Origin of the sequence: Streptomyces typhae, assembly GCF_009755605.1 — a bacterium.
GTDB classification, from domain to species: domain Bacteria; phylum Actinomycetota; class Actinomycetes; order Streptomycetales; family Streptomycetaceae; genus Streptomyces; species Streptomyces typhae.
Genome location: NZ_WPNZ01000039.1, coordinates 1 through 18,341, shown reverse-complemented (window position 1 = coordinate 18,341; position 18,341 = coordinate 1). Strand labels below are relative to the sequence as shown.

Genomic DNA, 18,341 nt, shown 5'->3' with positions numbered 1-18,341 from the left:
CTGTACGTTCACTGCCGATGTACGTTCACTGCCGATTGCGCAGGTCTAAGACTGCCATGCCGACAGATTGTCGACCGCATCGGCCGGGGTGGCGGACCTCACGCCGACACCGGGACGGCGCCCGCCGACTGCGCCACGGTACGCCGGGCGCTCGGCCCGACCAGGGCGGCCCAGGCGTCCGGGGCGTCGGTGAGCCAGCTGGTCAGCCGCGCCGCGAAGCCCGGCACGCGCTGCGCGAGGTCGACGAGGACCCGGTCGGAACGGGTGGCTCCGTCCGGTGTGCGGCCGAACAGCAGGACGGCGCGGCGCACCAGGTCCCGGTCGCCCTCCGCGCCGCCGCCACGGCCGCCGACCGCGCGCAGCAGGGCCTCGAAGACCGGGTGCTCCCGTTCGCCGGCGAGCAGCAGGTCGAGCAGTTCGCTCCGCAGGGGCCGGGAGCCGGGGGTTCCGGGCGCGGCGAGCACAGGGGCGAGCGCGACCCGTACGTCCACGCCACGGCCGCGCAGCAACCCGGCGACCAGCGGGAACAGTTCGTCCCGCACCTCGGTGCCCTGTTCGAGGCGCAGGTCCACGTACGCCGCGGCGTCCGCGGCGGCACGGGGGCACTGCTCCACCTGGTCCTGTACGAGCTCCGCGACGCGCCGCGCGAGGGTGGGCGACGTCACGTGGGCGAGGCTGCGCAGGATGTCGCCGGTGCCGGTGTCCCGGGTGCGCAGGCGGGCTCGGAAGGCGTCGAGCACGGGCTCGGGGTCGGTGGCGAGCACGGCGGCGAGGGCGCTCGCGGGCAGGCTCGGGTCGCCGTCGGCGAAGCGCTTCAGGGCGCGCGGCAGGAAGCGGGCGCGGGAGTACGGGTCGCGTACGAGCAGGGCGAGGGCCACGCCGTGCAGGGCGTCGTCGGAGGTGTGGGAGAGCAGGGCCTGGGCGGCGTACCGCAGGAGGCGACGGTCGGCCTCGCCGGTGGCGTGCGGCGCGGTGCGCGGCGCGTACGTGGCGGCGGCGATGCGGCGGGCGGGGCGCGCGTCGTGGGCCCAGCGGTCGACGGCGCGGCAGAGCGCGGACGGCTCGTCCTCGGTGAGCGCGCCGAGCAGTTCCTCGGCGCGCGGGTGCCCGCAGTCGGCCAGGGCTTCGGTGAGGTCGTCGACGGCGCGGTGCCGGTGGGTGTGGAGCAGGGCCTGCGCGGCGGAGGCCACCGTTGCCTCCGGGGCGGCGCGCAGGGGCCGCTCGTCGGCGAACCAGCGGGTGAGGTGGCGCTGCACGGCGGCGGGCTCGGCGGCGAGACGCTCGGCGACGGCGTCCAGGCAGCGGCGCCGTCCGGCACGGGGCGGGCCGTCGTGCACCACGGCGGCCCGCAGCAACTCGTACCGCCCCGCCTCCGGCAGCGGCAGCGCAAGCCAGAACTCGGGGCCGAACTCCCTGCGGGCGGCGATCCGTTGCAGCAGATCGCCGTACGGGGACGCGTCGGGCACCCGGAGCAGCGTCTCCCGCAGCAGGTACCGGGCCCACCACGTGGCGTCCTCCGTGCCGTTCGAGGGGGTGGGACGAGGTGTGGGCGAGGGGCCTGACGTGGGCTCGGGGGAGGTACCGGGCGGCGGCCCGAGCGCCGACAACGCCGACGGGGGCGACACGGCCGACAGAGCCGACAGAGCCGACAGGAGATGCCCCAGCCGAACCCCCAGCTCGGCGACCCCGCGCTGTCGTTCCAGTTGGAGAAGTGCCTGGAGGACCGGGCCCGCCCGGTGGCGCGGCACCGGGAGCGGCCTCGGCGCGGGGACGGCGGTGCCCGGCTGCGCGTACCGCAGGACCAGGGACGTGAGGGCGCCGTCCACGTCGAGGTGGAGGCCCTGAATCCAGTCCCCCACCTCCTCGTGGGCGAAGCGGTAGCCGCCTCCGGCCGGGACGAGGAGGCCCTCGGTGAGGACCGCTGAGGCCCAGCCGGTACAGGCGTCGAAGCCCTTGCCGGGGAGGGCGCCCCACGGGAAGACCTCTTCGAAGGCGGTGCGGTCGAGCTGGCCCTGGCCGGGGCCGAGGCAGCGTCTGGCCGCCTCGTGGACCTGCCCGGACACCTTCGCGGCGAGCCGTCGCACGGCGGTCCCGCGCAGCCCGCTCTCGGCGGCGAGACGGACGGCGATCCGCAGGCCGAGCAGGTCGAGGTAGGCGGCGAACACGTCCTGGCGTGTGGGCTGCCCGATGAGGCCGGTGGGACCGGTGGGACCGGTGGCGCTGGTGGGACCGGTGGGACCGGTGGGACGAGTGAACCCCGATGGACCCGAAAGATCCGAGAGACCCGAGAGACCGGTGACGTCAGCGGCGTCAGCGGCGTCAGCGGCATCGGCGGCATCGGCGACACCGGCGACACCGGCGGTATCAACGACATCGGCCGGAAGCGCCGACACCACCTCCGCGAGCAGCCGGAGGGCCAGCGGATGGCGGGCGTCAGCGTCGGCCAGCGCCCCTTCCGGGATGCCGAACCGGGCCCGCGCGCCCTGCGCCTGCGCGTCCGGCAGCGCACCGAGGCGCACACAGCCGACGAGCCCGCCACCCCGTTCACCGTTCGTGTCGTCGCCCACGCCGCGGGCCACGCCACCGGCCACCCCGCTGCTCACACCATCGGCCATGCCACCGGCCACCCCGCTGCTCACGCCACCCGCCACGCCCCTGACCGTGCCCTCGTCCGGGCCCGGGGTGTGCAGCAGGGCCGGCGGGAAGTGGGCGCCCGCCTCCTCCCAGTACTCCGCGCGGCAGGCCACGACGAGTCGGGTGCCGGTGTCCCGCAGCCAGCCCGCCGTCCCGGCGCTCCACGCGGCGAGGCGGTGCGCGAGCACGGGCGGCATCTCCTCGGGGCCGTCGAGGAGCAGCATCAGGGGCCGCCCCGCGTCCCGCAGGAGGCGGGCGACACGGCCCGCCGAGATGTCCCCGAGCCCGTCGTCGCCGCCGGCGGTGGCGTCCGAGGCGGCGAGGATGCGTCCGGCCCGCTCCAGGGCGCGGGCGACGGCGTCGGCCACGGAGGTGTCGGTCGCCCGCAGGTCGGCGCCGCGCAGCCACACGGTGGGGGCGGGCTCGGCCCCCCGGGCGCGGCGGGCGGCGAGCGCGGCCAGCTCCGTGGTGCGGCCGGTGCCGGGGTCGCCGACGAGGCCGAGTACGCGTGCGGGGCCCCCGGCGAAGCGGGCGAACTCGCGGGCCGTGTCGGGCCGTTCGACGGGCCCGGGGTCCAGGGCGCGGGGGCCGTCGGAGCCGACCGAGGTGGCCGTGAGATGCAGGGCGCCCGCCAGGTTCAGGTCCCGGCCGTAGCCGGGCACGGTGGCGGCGTTGCGTGCCAGGAGGCGGGCGAGCGGCCCGCCGGGGTCGGCGGCGGCCGCGGGCGCCAGCGGCACGGCGAAGCCCGCCGAGCGGTGCGGGGCCTGCATGGCGGTGGCGACGACGCCGAGGACGGCTCCGGTGGCGGCGTCCACGACGGGCCCGCCCGCGGCACCGCCGCCGAGCCGCAGCGCGTCGGCGCCGTCCGTGCCGATGGCCAGCTCCAGGGCGCCGTCCAGGAGGTGGAAGCGGTCCGTGGCGGTGTACGTCACGGCGGCCGGACCGAGGATCCTGGCCTGCCGCCAGCCGCGGGCCGCGACGCGTACGTAGGTGCCGACGGCCACCGGGCCGCGCGCGGTGACCGGCAGCGGACGCAGGCCGAGCCCTTCGGTGCGGACGAGGGCGAGGTCGGACTCCGGGAGCGCGGTGACCGCGTCGTCGGTGACGAGGCAGGTGCGCTCGCCCGCCGCGTGCAGCACTATGCGGGCGAGTCCGTCGACCGCCTCGTGGCTGGTGACGACCGTGCCGTGCTCGTCGGCGGCGAAACCGTGGCCGCGCGGGCGTCCTGCCAGGTCGCAGATCCACACCAGGGAGCGCTCGGGCTCCCGCCACGCGCCCCGCCCCGCCGTCCACGCGCCGGACCGCGCACCACGGTCGAGACGCCCACGGCGCCCGCCAGAGCCGCCGCGCTCACCACGACCACCGGCCCCGCCACGCTCATCGCCCTCGGACCGGTCACGCTCACCACGACCACCGGCACCGGGCCCGCCGCTGTCGCCCCGGTCACCGTCACGCCCGTCCCGCGCCCTCATGTCGCCCCGGCTGTCCCGGACCCGCGGGCCCCGTCCCGCCATGCTCGAACCTCCCAGCCGCACCCCGTTCTTCGACCGTAGGTCGGGGATGATCAGCTGGACAGAACGCGAGCCGAACGCGCCCCCTTCCACTCCCTCGGTTCACTCCGAGCGCTGGTCCAAAGGGGTGAATCCGCAGGCGGGGGTGGACAGACCTTCATGGGGGAGCGAGTGGGGGGACTGTGGAGCGGCGGGCCGAAGCCCGCCGCTCCACACACCGTCAGAAGGTGGCGAGGCTCTTCGCCTTGCCCCTCGACTCCTCGGCCAGGACCAGGAAGCGCCCTTCGGGCCCGAAGACGGCCACGGGACCGGCGCCCGCGTACTCGTCCGGCATCTCGATGCGTACGCCGTTGCCGAGCAGCCGCGCGCGCCGCTCGTCGACGTCCCAGCGGGGGAACGCCGTGGCGGCGGCCTCGGCGACCGGCATCACCGTCAGCTCCTCCTGGAGCTGGTCGATGGTCCGGGCGGCGTCCAACTTGTACGGGCCGACGCGGGTGCGGCGCAGCGCCGTGAGGTGGCCGCCGACGCCAAGGTCCGCGCCGAGATCGCGGGCGAGCGCCCGGATGTACGTGCCCGACGAGCAGACGACGGACACGACCAGGTCGAGGACGGGGGTGCCGTCGTCGGCGACCGCGTCCCTGATGTCGTACACCTGGAACGAGGAGACCCTGACCGGGCGGGCCGGGATCTCGAAGTCCTCGCCCTGCCGGGCCCGTGCGTAGGACCGCTTGCCGTCGATCTTGATGGCGCTGACCTTCGACGGGACCTGCATGATGTCGCCGGACAGCTTGGCGATGCCCGCGTCGACGGCGTCCCGCTTGACGCCGGAGGCGTCGGCGGAACCGGTGATCTCGCCCTCCGCGTCGTCCGTGACGGACGACTGGCCGAGGCGGATCGTGCCGAGATACTCCTTCTCGGTGAGGGCGAGGTGGCCGAGCAGCTTGGTGGCGCGCTCGACGCCGAGCACGAGGACACCGGTCGCCATCGGGTCCAGGGTGCCCGCGTGTCCGACGCGGCGGGTCTTCGCGATGCCCCGCATCTTGGCGACCACGTCGTGCGAAGTGAAGCCGGACGGCTTGTCGACGATGACAAGGCCGTCCGGCGTGGTCCCACTGGTACTGCGCTTGCTCATCGGGAAGCGTCGCCGCCCTTGTCCTGGCCGGCGTCCTCCGCGGTCTCCGCCGCGGCTTCCTCGTCTTCGTCCTCGGGCTTGCGGTACGGGTCCGCGCCGCCCGCGAACTCGGCGCCCGCGGAGGCCTCGCGGACCTTCGCGTCGGAGGCGCGGGCCCGGTCGAGGAGGTCCTCGATGGCCCGTGCGTTGTCCGGGAGGGCGTCCGCCACGAAGGTCAGCGTCGGCGTGAACTTCACGCCCGCCGCGCGGCCGACCTCGGAGCGGAGGACGCCCTTGGCGCTCTCCAGGCCCGCGGCCGCTGCCGCGCGCTCCTCGTCGTCCCCGTAGACCGTGTAGAAGACGGTCGCCTCCCGCAGGTCACCCGTGACCCGGGTGTCCGTGATGGTGACATGCGAGCCGAGCCGCGGGTCCTTGATCCCGCGCTGCAGCTTCTGGGCCACCACCTCTCGGATGAGGTCCGCCAGCCTCTTCGCCCGCGCGTTGTCGGCCACTGCTCCGTCTCCTTCTGTGCTGTGCTCGCCGCTGGTCGTTCATGTCGTTCAGTCGTCGTCTTCGCCGTGGAACCGCCGCCGTACCGACAGCAGCTCCACTTCGGGCCGGGCGGCGACGAGCCGTTCGCACCGGTCCAGCACGTCCGTCACGTGCCCTGCGTCCCCGGAGACCAGCGCGAGGCCGATCTCGCTCCTGCGGTGCAGTTCCTGATGGCCGACCTCCGCCGCGCTCACCGCGTACTTCCGCTGGAGTTCCGCCACGATCGGGCGGACGAGGGAGCGTTTCTCCTTCAGCGAATGTACGTCGCCGAGGAGCAGGTCGAAGGACAGAGTCCCCACATACATATGTGTGCCGGATGACCCGCCGGTGCGGGATCGCGCCCTGCGCACGGTTGGCAGGGTCACCTGAACCGTACAACGAGCGCCCCTTCCGCCACGACGGAGTTTCGCCCTCACCGCCCCCGCCCGTCCCGTACCGGGGGCTGCGCCCCGGCCCCGCCGTCGCGCTGACGCGCTCGTCCTCAATCGCCGGACGGGCTCAGACTTTCGCCGGAGCGGCGGGATCTCAGCCCGTCCGGCGTCTGAGGACGAGGCGCGAAGCGCCGAAAAGCACGGGTAAACGGGGGCGGGGGGTGCCCGGGGAACTCCCCGGGCACCCCCCACCGCGAACGCTAAGCCCGCGGCTTCTCGCGCATCTCGTACGTCGCGATGACGTCGTCGACCTTGATGTCGTTGAAGTTGCCGAGGTTGATACCGCCCTCGAACCCTTCGCGGATCTCGGTGACGTCGTCCTTGAAGCGACGCAGGCCCTCGATGTTGAGGTTCTCCGCGATGACCTTGCCATCGCGCAGGAGCCGGGCCTTGGTGTTGCGCTTGACCTCGCCGGAGCGGATGAGCACACCCGCGATGTTGCCCAGCTTGGACGAGCGGAAGACCTCGCGGATCTCCGCCGTACCCAGCTCGACCTCTTCGTACTCCGGCTTGAGCATGCCCTTGAGGGCCGCCTCGATCTCCTCGATGGCCTGGTAGATCACCGAGTAGTAGCGGACGTCGACGCCCTCGCGCTCCGCCATCTGCGCGGCACGGCCTGCCGCACGGACGTTGAAGCCGATGACGATGGCGTCGGAGCCCATCGCCAGGTCGATGTCCGACTCGGTGACCGCACCCACACCGCGGTGCAGGACGCGGATGTCGACCTCTTCGCCGACGTCCAGCTGGAGCAGGGAGGACTCGAGAGCCTCGACGGAACCGGAAGCGTCACCCTTGATGATGAGGTTGAGCTGCTGGATCTCGCCGGCCTTGAGCACCTTGTCCAGGTCCTCGAGGGAGACACGGCGCACGCGCTTGGCGAACGCGGCGTTCCGCTCGCGGGCGGCACGCTTCTCGGCGATCTGACGGGCCGTACGGTCCTCGTCGACGACCAGGAAGTTGTCGCCGGCACCCGGGACGTTGGTGAGACCGAGGACGAGGACCGGGGTCGAGGGACCCGCCTCCTCCACGTTCTCGCCCTTGTCGTCGAGCATCGCGCGGACTCGGCCGTACGCGTCACCGGCGACCATCGTGTCGCCGACGCGGAGCGTACCGCGCTGGACGAGGACGGTCGCGACGGCGCCGCGGCCCTTGTCGAGGTGGGCCTCGATGGCGATGCCCTGCGCGTCCTGCTCCGGGTTGGCCCGCAGGTCGAGCGAGGCGTCCGCGGTCAGGACCACGGCTTCGAGCAGCTGCTCGATGTTGGTGCCCTGGCGCGCGGAGATGTCGACGAACATCGTGTCGCCGCCGTACTCCTCGGCCACCAGACCGAACTCGGTGAGCTGACCGCGCACCTTGGTCGGGTCGGCGCCCTCGACGTCGATCTTGTTGACCGCGACCACGATCGGCACGTCGGCCGCCTTGGCGTGGTTCAGCGCCTCGATCGTCTGCGGCATCACACCGTCGTTGGCCGCCACCACGAGGATCGCGATGTCGGTCGACTTCGCACCGCGGGCACGCATGGCGGTGAACGCCTCGTGACCCGGGGTGTCGATGAAGGTGATCGCGCGGTCCTCGCCGTTGACCTCGGTCGCGACCTGGTAGGCACCGATGTGCTGGGTGATGCCACCGGCCTCGCCCGCGACCACGTTGGTCTTGCGGATCGCGTCGAGGAGTCGGGTCTTTCCGTGGTCGACGTGACCCATGACGGTCACCACCGGCGGACGCGAGACCAGGGCCTCGTCGCCGCCCTCGTCCTCACCGAACTCGATGGAGAACGACTCGAGCAGCTCGCGGTCCTCCTCCTCGGGGCTGACGATCTGAACCGTGTAGTTCATCTCGTCGCCGAGGAGCTGCAGCGTCTCGTCGGAGACGGACTGCGTGGCCGTGACCATCTCGCCGAGGTTCATCATCACCGCGACGAGCGACGCCGGGTTGGCGTTGATCTTCTCGGCGAAGTCGGTGAGGGACGCACCGCGCGACAGGCGAACGGTCTCGCCGTTGCCGCGGGGCAGCATCACGCCGCCGACCGACGGGGCCTGCATGGCCTCGTACTCCTGGCGCCTCTGCCGCTTCGACTTGCGACCGCGCCGCGCGGGACCGCCGGGACGGCCGAAGGCGCCCTGCGTGCCACCGCGGCCACCGGGACCGCCGGGACGGCCACCGAAGCCGGGACGGCCGCCGAAGCCACCGCCGCCGCCGGGACGGCCGGCACCGCCGCCACCGCCCGGACCACCGGGACGGCCGGCGAAGCCGCCGCCACCGCCACCGGGACCGCCGGGACGACCGGCGAAGCCGGGACGGCCACCGCCGCCGCCACCGGGACGACCGCCGCCGCCGGGACCGCGGCCACCGCCGGGGCCGCCGCCGGGACGCGGGCCCGCGGCGGGACGCTGCGGCATCATGCCGGGGTTCGGACGGTTGCCGCCGGGGCCACCGCCCGGACGCGGCGCCTGCGGGCGCGGCATGCCGGCCGGGGACGGACGCGCGCCGCCCTGGCCCTGGGGACGGGGACCACCCTGGCCGCCGCCTTGTCCGCCCTGCGGACGGGGACCGCCGCCGGGCGCGCCGGGGCCGCCCTGGCCGCCGGGACGCGGGGCGCCGCCCGGACGGGGCGCCTGCGGGCGCGCCATGCCGGTGGAGCCGCCGGAGGTGAAGGGGTTGTTGCCCGGACGCGGTCCCGCGGGACGGCCGCCGGGACGGGGGGCGCCACCCTGGCCGCCGGGGCGCGGCGCGCCCTGGCGGTCGCCGCGGTCGCCCCTGTCACCACGGTCGCCGCCGCGCTGACCCTGGCCGGGCGCCGGACGGGCACCGGGCTTCGGGGCACCGGGACGGGCGCCGGGGCGCGGGGCGGACGGGGCCTGGGAACCGCCGCCGGAGGACGCCGCGGGAGCGGCGGGCGGGGCGGTGAACTCGGGCGCGGCCGGGGCCGGGGCGGCCGGAGCCGCCGGGGCAGGCTTGGGCGCTGGGGGCTTGGGACCCGGCGTCGGGCGCGGGCCCGGGGTCGCCGGGGCGGCGGGCCTGTCGGCGGCCGGCTCGGCGGGCTTGTCGGCGGCAGGCGGCTTGGGGGCCGCCGGACGGGGCGCGGCGGGCCGCGGGGCCGCCTGCGCCGGGGAGGGGGCGGCCGGCTTCGCGGCGGCCTTGCGCGGGGCGGGCTTCGCGGACTTGCCGGAGCCGTTGCCCTGCTGGAATGCGTCAGTCAGTTTGCGTACTACGGGCGCCTCGATCGTCGAGGACGCCGAACGTACGAATTCACCGAGTTCTTGGAGCTTGGCCATGACGGCCTTGCTCTCCACTCCGAACTCCTTGGCGAGTTCGTATACCCGGACCTTAGCCACTTCGCTCCTTTTAGGTCCGGGTTACGCCGGACCGTCGCTACTTCATGGGCGTACTCATCGCGTGCTCATCGAGTGCTCATCGCAATCTCGACCTACTTCCAACTCGCGGGGTACCAGGGCCGCACGGGGTTCCGTGCGACACGTCTTACGGTGTTGCCTGCTGGGCAACGGTCTCGGCTGCCTCGACATTCCCGCGCAGTTCCGCGGTGTCGAGCGGTCCCTGGACCCGGAAGGCCCGGGGGAACGCCCGGCGGCGGAGCGCCAGATCGAGACAGACCAGGGCGGGGTGCACATAGGCACCCCGGCCGGGCAGCGTACCGCTTGGGTCGGGGACACATGTGCCCTCGACCGCCACGATGCGCAGCAGCTCGCTCTTGGCCGCTCGCTCCCGGCACCCCACACACGTGCGTTCAGGGCATGCGCGGGCATGCGTCCGGCCAGACACGCTTAAGTCTACCTCCCCGCACCGACCTCGCCCCTTTGGGGCAGAAATCGAACGACTGTTGTCTTGATCAGTACCTGACCGGGTGCGGCCGGTCATGGCACGACAGGGTGCTGCGGGGTGCTCTGGGGCGCTCCGCAGCGCTCCAGAGCGCTCCAGGGCACTCGGCCCGCGCTCAGTCCTCCGCGCCGGGACCGTCGGACCCGGAGCGGCCGGTGTGCGCCTGCCCCTCAGGCACCTCGGTGTCCGGGCGGATGTCGATGCGCCAGCCGGTGAGCCGGGCCGCGAGGCGGGCGTTCTGGCCCTCCTTGCCGATCGCCAGCGAGAGCTGGTAGTCGGGCACGGTCACGCGGGCGGAGCGGGCGGCCAGGTCGACGATCTCGACCTTGCTGACACGGGCCGGGGAGAGCGCGTGGGCGACCATGTCGGCCGGGTCCTCCGACCAGTCCACGATGTCGATCTTCTCGCCGTTGAGCTCACCCATGACGTTGCGCACCCGGCTGCCCATCGGGCCGATGCAGGCGCCCTTGGCGTTGAGGCCCGAGCGGGTCGAACGGACCGCGATCTTGGTGCGGTGACCGGCCTCGCGGGCGATCGCGGCGATCTCCACGGAGCCGTCGGCGATCTCCGGCACCTCGAGCGCGAACAGCTTCTTGACCAGGTTCGGGTGGGTGCGCGACAGGGTCACGGACGGGCCGCGGACGCCCTTGGCCACCCGGACGACGTAGGAGCGCAGGCGCATGCCGTGGCGGTACTCCTCGCCCGGCACCTGCTCCTGCACGGGCAGGATGGCCTCCAGCTTGCCGATGTCGACCAGGACGTTCTTCGGGTCGCGGCCCTGCTGGACGACGCCGGTGACGATGTCGCCCTCGCGGCCGGCGTACTCACCGAGCGTCGCGTCGTCCTCGGCGTCGCGCAGCCGCTGCAGGATGACCTGCTTGGCGGTGGTGGCGGCGATGCGGCCGAAGTCGGACGGGGTGTCGTCGAACTCGCGGGGCTCCTGCCCCTCCTCGAGGTCGTCGGGGTCCTCCTTCGCCCACACCGTCACGTGGCCGCTGTCGCGGTCGAGCTTCACGCGCGCGTGGCGGCGGCTTCCCTCGGTGCGGTGGTAGGCGATGAGGAGGGCCGACTCGATCGCCTCGACAAGGAGGTCGAAGGAGATCTCCTTCTCCCGTACCAGACCCCGCAGGGCACTCATGTCGATGTCCACGGCTACGCCTCCTCCTCTTCCTTCATGTCCTTCTTGTCCTTGCGGTTGAACTCGACCTGCACGCGCGCCTTGTCGATCTCGGCGAAGGCGAGGCGGCGCGCGGTGGGCTTGCGGCCCTTCACACCGGGCACCTCCAGGTCAAGACCCTCGTCGTCCACGGTGAGGATGCGGGCGACGAGCTCGCCGCCCTCCGCCAGCTGGAACTTCACCAGGCGGTCCACGGCACGCACGTAGTGGCGGTGTTCGGTCAGGGCGCGCTCGGCGCCGGGGGACCCGACCTCCAGGTCGTACTCCCCCTCGCCCATGACGTCGCTCTCGTCGAGCTTCGCGGAGAGCAGGCGGCTCACTTCCGCGATCGTGTCGAGGTCCACGCCGTCCTCGGAGTCGATGACGACTCGCAGCACTCGCTTGCGTCCGACCGGGGCCACTTCGATCTCTTCGAGATCGAGGTCCTGGGAGCTGACGAGCGGTTCCAGCAGTTCTCGCAGCCTCTCGCTCTGGGTGGTGCTCATCCGGGTGACTCCTCGGCCGCGTGTGCTGTTGTGGGATCGTCGCGTGTCAGGTCAAAGGGTATCCGGTCCCGGAGGGTGTTGCCGTCCACCGTCGGGCCGCGGAACACCCGGGATCGGGCCGATCACGGGGACATCGCACGGACATCGAGCCGATCGCACGTACGAGGACAGCGCGCAGGTACGGTGATCACCGGCCCGGGGCCTGTCGCCCTGGCGCCCATCCCCGCCCCTCGTGCCCTCGCGGCCCACCTTTCCGAGGACGTCTGCCGTGCCGTCGTATCTCACCCCTTCGTGGTCCCGACCGGGTCCGCGCAGACGGAGTCTGCTCACCGGTGCCGCCGCCGCGGCCGGGAGCACGCTGCTGCTCGCCGGGTGCTCCGGCTCCGACACCGCGAGCGACGGGCGCTCGTCCGCCGAGAAGCGGGTGCGCGCGCGTGCGGCGCGGGACAGCGCGGCGCTGCTGCGGCGGTACGACGCCGTGCTCGCGGCCCATGCCTCCCTCGCGGACCGCCTCGGTCCGCTGCGGGCGGAGGTGGCACGGCACGAGCGGGCCTTCGGCGGCGGCCGCCCGTCCGGCTCGTCCGCGAAGCCCGCCTCCTCGGGCTCCCCGGCCTCCTCCGGCGCCTCCGCCGAGGCCTCGCCGTCGGAGCGGCCGGTCGACGTGCCGTCCGGCAGGAGGAGCGCGCTGCGGTTCCTCGCCACGGCGGAGCGTGACCTGGCCGACCGGCGCGGCAAGCAGCTCCTGGAAGCACCCGCCGAACTCGCCCGGCTGCTCGCCTCCGTGGCGGCGGCGGGCGCCGCGCACGCCTACCTGCTGACGGAGGACGCCAAGTGAGCCGAGTGAGCCGCGTGGCACGGGACGAGAAGCGGGACGACGCCGAGGACGGCGGCGACACGAAGGCCGAGCTCAAGGCCGAGCTCAAGGCCGTGCAGGCGGCGCTGCGGGCCGAGCACGCGGCCGTGTACGGCTACGGCGTCGTCGGCGGCCGGATCGGCGACCGGCGCAGGGCGGACGCCCGTACGGCGTACGACGCCCATCGCGCCCGTCGGGACGAGCTGGCGCGGGCGGTGCGTGACCTCGGCGGCGAGCCGGAGCCCTCGGCGGCCGCGTACGCGCTGCCCTTCCCGGTGCCGGACGCGGCGGCCGCGGCCCGGCTCGCGGCCGAGCTGGAGGAGCGGGTCGCGGCGGTCTACGCCGACCTGGTGCGGGCGGCGGACGGGCCGCGGCGCGCGCTCGCGGCCGAGTCGCTGCGGGAGGCGGCGGTGCGGGCGGCGCGGTGGCGCGGCGGGAGCGTAGCCTTCCCAGGGCTCGCGGAGCGGCCGGCCGCGTCCGGATGACGCCCCGGTGTCGCCGCGCGGGCCCGGTGCACGGGCGCCCTCGGGGGTGGCCGGGCCGGTCGGCGTGACGGCGCCACCACGTACGCATGCCTTCGGGCAGCCGGGACACGAACGCCTTCGGGCGGCCGGGAAGGGAACACCTCGCGCATGGCTTTCGAACCGCCGCCGCGCCTCGTCCGTGCGCTCGGCGAGACGCCGCGCGACACCGCCACCGACGACTGGCTGCACCGCCTGCCGGAACTGGTACGGGACGCGATGGCGCGCCGGGAGCTGACCGTCGAGCGGGTACAGGTGCCCGGCGGTCGCAGCAGTGTCGTCCTGCTCGTACGGACCCGCGAGGACACCCCCGCGGTGCTCAAGCTGGTGCCGCCGCGGTCGCGGCCCGACAGCGAGCGGGCGGCGATGGCGCACTGGGGCGGCCTCGGGGCGGCGCGGCTCCTGGACGCCGGTTCCGGGGCCGGCGCGGAGGCGGACGGGGCGCTGCTGGTCGAGCGGCTGCACCGGGATGTGTCCGTACGGTCGCTGCCCGAGGCCAAGTCGATGCTGGAGGCGGCCGGGACGCTGCGGCGGCTGTGGGTGCCGCCGCCGTCGGAGCACCGGTTCGAGACCGTCGCGGAGCGGACGGGGCGGCAGGCCGACGCGATGGCCGCGTGCCCGGAGCCGGACGTCGGGCCGCTGGTGGACGCCGCGCTCGCCGCGCGCGACGAGCTGCTCGCCTCGGCACCCGCCGGGGCCGACGGTGCCGTGCTGCTGCACGGGACGTTCCGGCAGAGCAAGGTGCTCGCCGCCGAGCGGGTGCCGTGGCTGGCCGTGGGGCCCGACCCCGTGGTGGGTGAGCCCGCCTTCGACCTGGCGCGCCTGGTGCGGGACCGGGTGGAGGACCTGATCGCCACGCCGTCCGGAGCCGGGGTGACGCGGCGGCGCGTCAAGCGGCTCGCCGAGTCCCTGGAGGTCGACCCCGAGCGGCTTCGGGGGTGGGCGCTGTTCCGGGCCGTGGAGTCCGGGGTGCGGGCGCTCCGCGTGGGGCGCGCGCAGGATGCGGAACTCCTCCTGGAGTTCGCGGGCTGGCTGTGAGCCCGCGCGGGACGCCCCAGGCCCGCCCCTTCACCGAAACCGGGGCTCCGCCCCGGACCCCGTATCGGCGCTCCGCGCCTCGTCCTCAAACGCCGGACGGGCTGAAACCTGAGCGGGGTCCGGGGCGGAGCCCCGGGATCCCTACGCCGACAGGCGGGCGATCGCCTCCGCCACGGAGAGCTCCTCCCGCTCACCGGTACGCCGGTCCTTGAGCTCCAGGACCCCCTCCGCGGAGCGGCGCCCTGCGACCAGGATCTGCGGGACGCCGATCAGCTCGGCGTCGGTGAACTTGACGCCGGGCGACACCCCGGCCCGGTCGTCGACGAGCACCCGCACCCCGGCGGCCCCGAGCTGCCCCGCGACATCGAGCGCCAGCTCGGTCTGCACGGCCTTGCCCGCGGCGACGACGTGCACGTCGGCCGGGGCGACCTCCTTGGACCAGCAGAGCCCGTGCTCGTCGGCGGTCTGCTCGACGAGCGCGGCGACGGCACGGGAGACACCGATGCCGTAGGAGCCCATGGTGACGCGGACGGGCTTGCCGTTCTGGCCGAGGACGTCGAGCTGGAAGGTGTCGGCGTACTTGCGGCCGAGCTGGAAGATGTGGCCGATCTCGATGGCCCGGTCCAGCTTCAGGCCCGCGCCGCAGGCGGGGCAGGGGTCGCCGGCCTCGACCACGACGACGTCCAGATAGTCGTCGACCTCGAAGTCGCGGCCGCAGACGACGTTGCGGGCGTGGCGGTCGGGCTTGTTGGCGCCGGTGATCCAGGAGGTGCCGGGCGCGACGCGCGGGTCGGCGATGTAGCGGACCTTGTCCAGGCCCTGGGGGCCGACGTAGCCGCGGACGAGGTCGGCGCGGCCCTCGAAGTCCTCGGCGGTGACCAGCTCGACCTCGGCGGGGGCGAGGTGCTCGCCGAGCTTGCCGAGGTCGACCTCGCGGTCCCCGGGCACGCCCACGGCGACGATCTCGCCGTCGACCTTGACGAGGAGGTTCTTGAGGGTGGCGGAGGCCGGGACCCCGAGGTGCTCGGCGAGGGTCTCGATGGTGGGGGTGTCGGGGGTGTCCAGCTCCTCGACGGCGGGGTGCCCCTCGGTGGACGCCGGCTTCAGGGCGAAGGTCACGGCCTCGGTGTTCGCCGCGTAGTCGCACGCGGGACAGTCCACGAAGGTGTCCTCACCGGCGGGCGCGGGCGCGAGGAACTCCTCGGACTGCGAGCCGCCCATGGCGCCGGACACGGCGGACACGATGCGGTAGTCCAGGCCGAGGCGCTCGAAGATCCGCTGGTAGGCGCCGCGGTGCAGGGCGTACGCCTCGGCGAGGCCCTCGTCGGAGGTGTCGAAGGAGTACGCGTCCTTCATCTGGAACTCGCGGCCGCGCAGCACACCGGCGCGCGGGCGGGCCTCGTCGCGGTACTTCGTCTGGATCTGGTAGAGGATCACCGGCAGGTCCTTGTAGGACGAGCACTGGTCCTTGACGACCTGGGTGAAGATCTCCTCGTGGGTGGGGCCGAGGAGGTAGTCGGAGCCCTTGCGGTCCTTGAGGCGGAACAGCAGGTCGCCGTACTCCTCATAGCGCCCGCTGGCCTCGTAGGGCTCCTTGGGCAGCAGGGCGGGGAGCAGGACCTCCTGGCCGCCGATGGCGTCCATCTCCTCGCGGACGACGCGGGCCACGTTCTCGTAGACCTTCTTGCCGAGCGGCAGCCAGGTCCAGATGCCCGCGGCGGTGCGGCGTACGTAGCCGGCGCGCACGAGCAGCTTGTGGTTGAGCGTCTCCGCGTCCGCCGGGTCGTCGCGCAGTGTCTTGACCATCAAACGGGACATGCGCTGGACCTGGGCCATGATGAACTCCTGCTACGAAAAGTGTGGTGGCCGCAGGTTAGCCCCGCCGGGCGCGCACCCGGAAATCCGTTTCCCGCCGTCAGCCCCGCGCAGGACGCACGAGCGGCAGTGGAGCGCCCATCACGGCGTACGGCTTGGGTGCGCTCGGGAAGAGGACGTTGCACGCCAGGTCGGTGTAGCCGAGCGACCGGTACAGGCCGCGGGCCGGGCTCTCGGTGTCGATGGCGGAGAGGATCGAGCGGGGCTCGGCGGCGGTGTCCGTGATGGTGGTGATCAGGGTGCGGCCGACGCCGCGGTTCTGATAGCCGGGGCGTACGTGCAGCTCGGTGATCACGAAGGAGCCGTCGAGCCAGTCGTCGAGGCCCCAGCCGCGCAGATAGGGCTCGACGACGGTGGACCACCAGTGCCCGCGGTCGTTGGGCATGCCGTAGACGAAGCCGACGAGTCGTCCGTCGCTCGTCGTGGCGCCGTACGCCCGCGCCCCGGGGTAGGTGAGGTGCCGCAGCACGATCTGGCGGCGTACGGCGATCTCGTCGTCGCTGAGCCCGAAGGCGAGGGCCTGCACGCGCAGCGCGTCGTCGACTCGCCCGGCGAGGTCCAGGGGCCCGATCACGACTTCGTCCGTCATGCGGGAACCCTACTTCGCCGGGTGCCCCGTCAGGGGCGCGGGGAACTGCGCGCTCAGCCCGAGAAGAGCCGCGGACGCGTCCGCACAGTTGCCCGGCAGACACGTCTGCGGCTGTTCCGTGGCTGGTCGCGCAGTTCCCCGCGCCCCTGACCGGGAGGGTCAGAACAGGACGCTCATGAAGGCGCCGACTTCCTTGAAGCCCACCCGCCGGTAGGCGGCCCGCGCCGCCGTGTTGAAGTCGTTGACGTACAGGCTGACCACGGGCGCCACATCGGCGAGGGCGTAGCGCATGACGGCGGCCATGCCGGGCGCCGCGTACCCCTGCCCCCGGTACTCGGGGGCCACCCACACGCCCTGTACCTGACAGGCCAGATCCGTCGCCGCGCCGATCTCGGCCTTGAAGATCACGCGGCCGTCGGCGTCGAGCCGGGCGAAGGAGCGGCCGGAGCCGACGAGTTCGGCGACCCTGGCCTGGTAGAGCAGTCCACCGTCGCCGGCGAGCGGGGAGATGCCGACCTCCTCGGTGAACATCGCCACGCACGCCGGCATGATCGTCTCCATCTCGTCCTTGCGGACGCGGCGGACGTACGGGTCGGGCGTGATGTCGTCGGGCAGCCGGTCGGCGACCATCAGGGGCTGCTGGGCGCGGACTTCGCGGGCCGGGCCCCAGGACGGTTCGAGCAGTCGCCACAGCCGGGCGGTCGCCTCGGCGGGGCCGACGATGGAGGAGCAGCGGCGTCCGGCCCTGCGGGCGCGGTCGGCGAAGCCGCGTACGGCGCGCGGGGTGGCGCAGATCGGGACGAGGTTGGCGCCCGCGTAGCACAGGGACTCCAGCATGCCGTCCTCGTACCAGCCCCACATCTCGCCGCCGAGGCGCCACGGGTCGAGGCCCGCGACGCGCACCCGGGCGGTGACGAAGGCATTGGCGACCGGCTCGCGGTCGAGTACCGCGAGCGCAGCGTCCAGGTCACTCGGTTCGAGGACCCTGGTAGTGGTCTGGGTCAACACGTGCGGGGGCCTCACCATACGGTCTGCTGATCTCCGCACTGTACCTGGCGGGATTGTCTGCTGCCGCCCGGTTGCCCGCGGTCCCGGGCGGCATGCGTGCCCGCCCGGAACCGGTCCGCACCACCCGCGGCCCCCGGGACCGGGACCGGGACCAGACCCGGAACCGGGACCAGACCCGGAACCGGGGCCGGGGCCGGGGCCGGGGCCAAGCCCGGAACCGGGGCCAGGGCCGAGACCAGGGCAGGGGGCCGGGACCGGGACCAGGGCAGGGCCCGCCCGGGACCAGACCCGGGGTTCGGGACCGGCACAGGGCCCAGGGGCCAGGACTAGCTGACGGTGACCTCGGGCTCGCCCGAGAGCACGCCGTCCTTCTCCATCTGCTCGGCGATCTTCATGGCCTCGTCGATCAGGGTCTCCACGATCTTCGACTCCGGCACGGTCTTGATGACCTCGCCCTTCACGAAGATCTGCCCCTTGCCGTTGCCCGACGCCACACCCAGATCCGCCTCGCGCGCCTCACCCGGACCATTCACCACACAGCCCATCACCGCCACGCGCAGCGGCACCTCCATACCCTCAAGCCCCGCCGTCACCTCGTCCGCCAGCTTGTACACATCCACCTGCGCACGCCCGCACGAAGGACACGACACGATCTCCAGACGCCGCTGACGCAGATTCAGCGACTCCAGGATCTGGATACCGACCTTGACCTCCTCCGC

At 73.8% G+C, this 18,341-nt stretch carries 14 protein-coding genes and 1 pseudogene; 3 read left to right on the top strand and 12 right to left on the bottom strand.

Annotated features, from left to right (window positions below):
• Positions 1-98: 98 nt before the first annotated feature.
• The 8 genes from GPA10_RS40235 to rimP all read right to left on the bottom strand — a co-directional run bounded on the left by GPA10_RS40235 (position 99) and on the right by rimP (position 11,738).
• Complete coding sequence (locus tag GPA10_RS40235) at positions 99-4,148, bottom strand: serine protease (RefSeq protein ID WP_246260623.1); 4,050 nt, start codon at positions 4,146-4,148, stop codon at positions 99-101.
• 217 nt (positions 4,149-4,365) lie between these two features.
• Complete coding sequence (gene truB / locus GPA10_RS40230; RefSeq protein WP_058845522.1) at positions 4,366-5,277, bottom strand: tRNA pseudouridine(55) synthase TruB; 912 nt, start codon at positions 5,275-5,277, stop codon at positions 4,366-4,368.
• The gene (gene rbfA, locus GPA10_RS40225) at positions 5,274-5,768 is read right to left on the bottom strand and encodes a 30S ribosome-binding factor RbfA (protein WP_058845523.1); all 495 of its coding nucleotides are present in this window, start codon (positions 5,766-5,768) and stop codon (positions 5,274-5,276) included. Before rbfA ends, truB begins: the two co-directional genes overlap by 4 nt.
• A gap of 48 nt (positions 5,769-5,816) precedes the next feature.
• Entirely contained in the window at positions 5,817-6,113 is a 297-nt protein-coding gene (locus GPA10_RS40220; RefSeq protein WP_058845524.1) for a DUF503 domain-containing protein, read from the bottom strand.
• Positions 6,114-6,439: 326 nt separating this feature from the next.
• Positions 6,440-9,574: a translation initiation factor IF-2 gene (gene infB / locus GPA10_RS40215; RefSeq protein WP_343041867.1), complete on the bottom strand. Its 3,135-nt coding sequence runs from the start codon at positions 9,572-9,574 to the stop codon at positions 6,440-6,442.
• Positions 9,575-9,719: 145 nt separating this feature from the next.
• Positions 9,720-10,019, bottom strand: a complete 300-nt coding sequence (locus GPA10_RS40210) for a YlxR family protein (protein ID WP_079085905.1) — start codon at positions 10,017-10,019, stop codon at positions 9,720-9,722.
• 172 nt (positions 10,020-10,191) lie between these two features.
• Positions 10,192-11,226, bottom strand: a complete 1,035-nt coding sequence (gene nusA / locus GPA10_RS40205) for a transcription termination factor NusA (RefSeq protein WP_343041866.1) — start codon at positions 11,224-11,226, stop codon at positions 10,192-10,194.
• A 2-nt stretch (positions 11,227-11,228) separates the two neighbouring features.
• Positions 11,229-11,738: a ribosome maturation factor RimP gene (gene rimP / locus GPA10_RS40200; protein WP_157169739.1), complete on the bottom strand. Its 510-nt coding sequence runs from the start codon at positions 11,736-11,738 to the stop codon at positions 11,229-11,231.
• Positions 11,739-12,006: 268 nt separating this feature from the next.
• Here rimP and GPA10_RS40195 point away from each other — a divergent pair, with 268 nt between their 5' ends.
• From GPA10_RS40195 to GPA10_RS40185, 3 genes are all read left to right on the top strand, one after another.
• Complete coding sequence (locus GPA10_RS40195; protein ID WP_343041865.1) at positions 12,007-12,573, top strand: hypothetical protein; 567 nt, start codon at positions 12,007-12,009, stop codon at positions 12,571-12,573.
• Positions 12,574-12,665: 92 nt separating this feature from the next.
• A complete protein-coding gene (locus GPA10_RS40190; RefSeq protein ID WP_343041874.1) occupies positions 12,666-13,076 on the top strand; it encodes a ferritin-like domain-containing protein in 411 nt (136 codons plus the stop codon).
• 147 nt (positions 13,077-13,223) lie between these two features.
• Positions 13,224-14,150: an aminoglycoside phosphotransferase family protein gene (locus tag GPA10_RS40185; protein ID WP_157169738.1), complete on the top strand. Its 927-nt coding sequence runs from the start codon at positions 13,224-13,226 to the stop codon at positions 14,148-14,150.
• 141 nt (positions 14,151-14,291) lie between these two features.
• Here GPA10_RS40185 and GPA10_RS40180 read toward each other — a convergent pair whose 3' ends face one another.
• The 4 genes and pseudogenes from GPA10_RS40180 to GPA10_RS40165 form a co-directional block, all read right to left on the bottom strand.
• Positions 14,292-15,986, bottom strand: a complete 1,695-nt coding sequence (locus tag GPA10_RS40180; protein ID WP_058845532.1) for a proline--tRNA ligase — start codon at positions 15,984-15,986, stop codon at positions 14,292-14,294.
• Between the two features lie 79 nt (positions 15,987-16,065).
• Positions 16,066-16,614 (bottom strand): GNAT family N-acetyltransferase, encoded by a 549-nt coding sequence (locus tag GPA10_RS40175; protein WP_157169737.1) that lies wholly within the window; start codon positions 16,612-16,614, stop codon positions 16,066-16,068.
• Positions 16,615-16,773: 159 nt separating this feature from the next.
• Positions 16,774-17,622, bottom strand: a complete 849-nt coding sequence (locus tag GPA10_RS40170) for a GNAT family N-acetyltransferase (protein ID WP_343041864.1) — start codon at positions 17,620-17,622, stop codon at positions 16,774-16,776.
• Positions 17,623-17,948: 326 nt separating this feature from the next.
• Positions 17,949-18,341: pseudogene (locus tag GPA10_RS40165) on the bottom strand (flavodoxin-dependent (E)-4-hydroxy-3-methylbut-2-enyl-diphosphate synthase); the annotation flags it as partial.

What these genes read in the sequence shown, in the direction of transcription:
- GPA10_RS40235 (WP_246260623.1), bottom strand. Translation starts at nt 4,148, where the DNA reads ATGGCGGGACGGGGCCCGCGGGTCCGGGACAGCCGGGGCGACATGAGG.
- truB (WP_058845522.1), bottom strand. Translation starts at nt 5,277, where the DNA reads ATGAGCAAGCGCAGTACCAGTGGGACCACGCCGGACGGCCTTGTCATC.
- GPA10_RS40220 (WP_058845524.1), bottom strand. Translation starts at nt 6,113, where the DNA reads ATGTATGTGGGGACTCTGTCCTTCGACCTGCTCCTCGGCGACGTACAT.
- rimP (WP_157169739.1), bottom strand. Translation starts at nt 11,738, where the DNA reads ATGAGCACCACCCAGAGCGAGAGGCTGCGAGAACTGCTGGAACCGCTC.
- GPA10_RS40185 (WP_157169738.1), top strand. Translation starts at nt 13,224, where the DNA reads ATGGCTTTCGAACCGCCGCCGCGCCTCGTCCGTGCGCTCGGCGAGACG.
- GPA10_RS40180 (WP_058845532.1), bottom strand. Translation starts at nt 15,986, where the DNA reads ATGGCCCAGGTCCAGCGCATGTCCCGTTTGATGGTCAAGACACTGCGC.
- GPA10_RS40175 (WP_157169737.1), bottom strand. Translation starts at nt 16,614, where the DNA reads ATGACGGACGAAGTCGTGATCGGGCCCCTGGACCTCGCCGGGCGAGTC.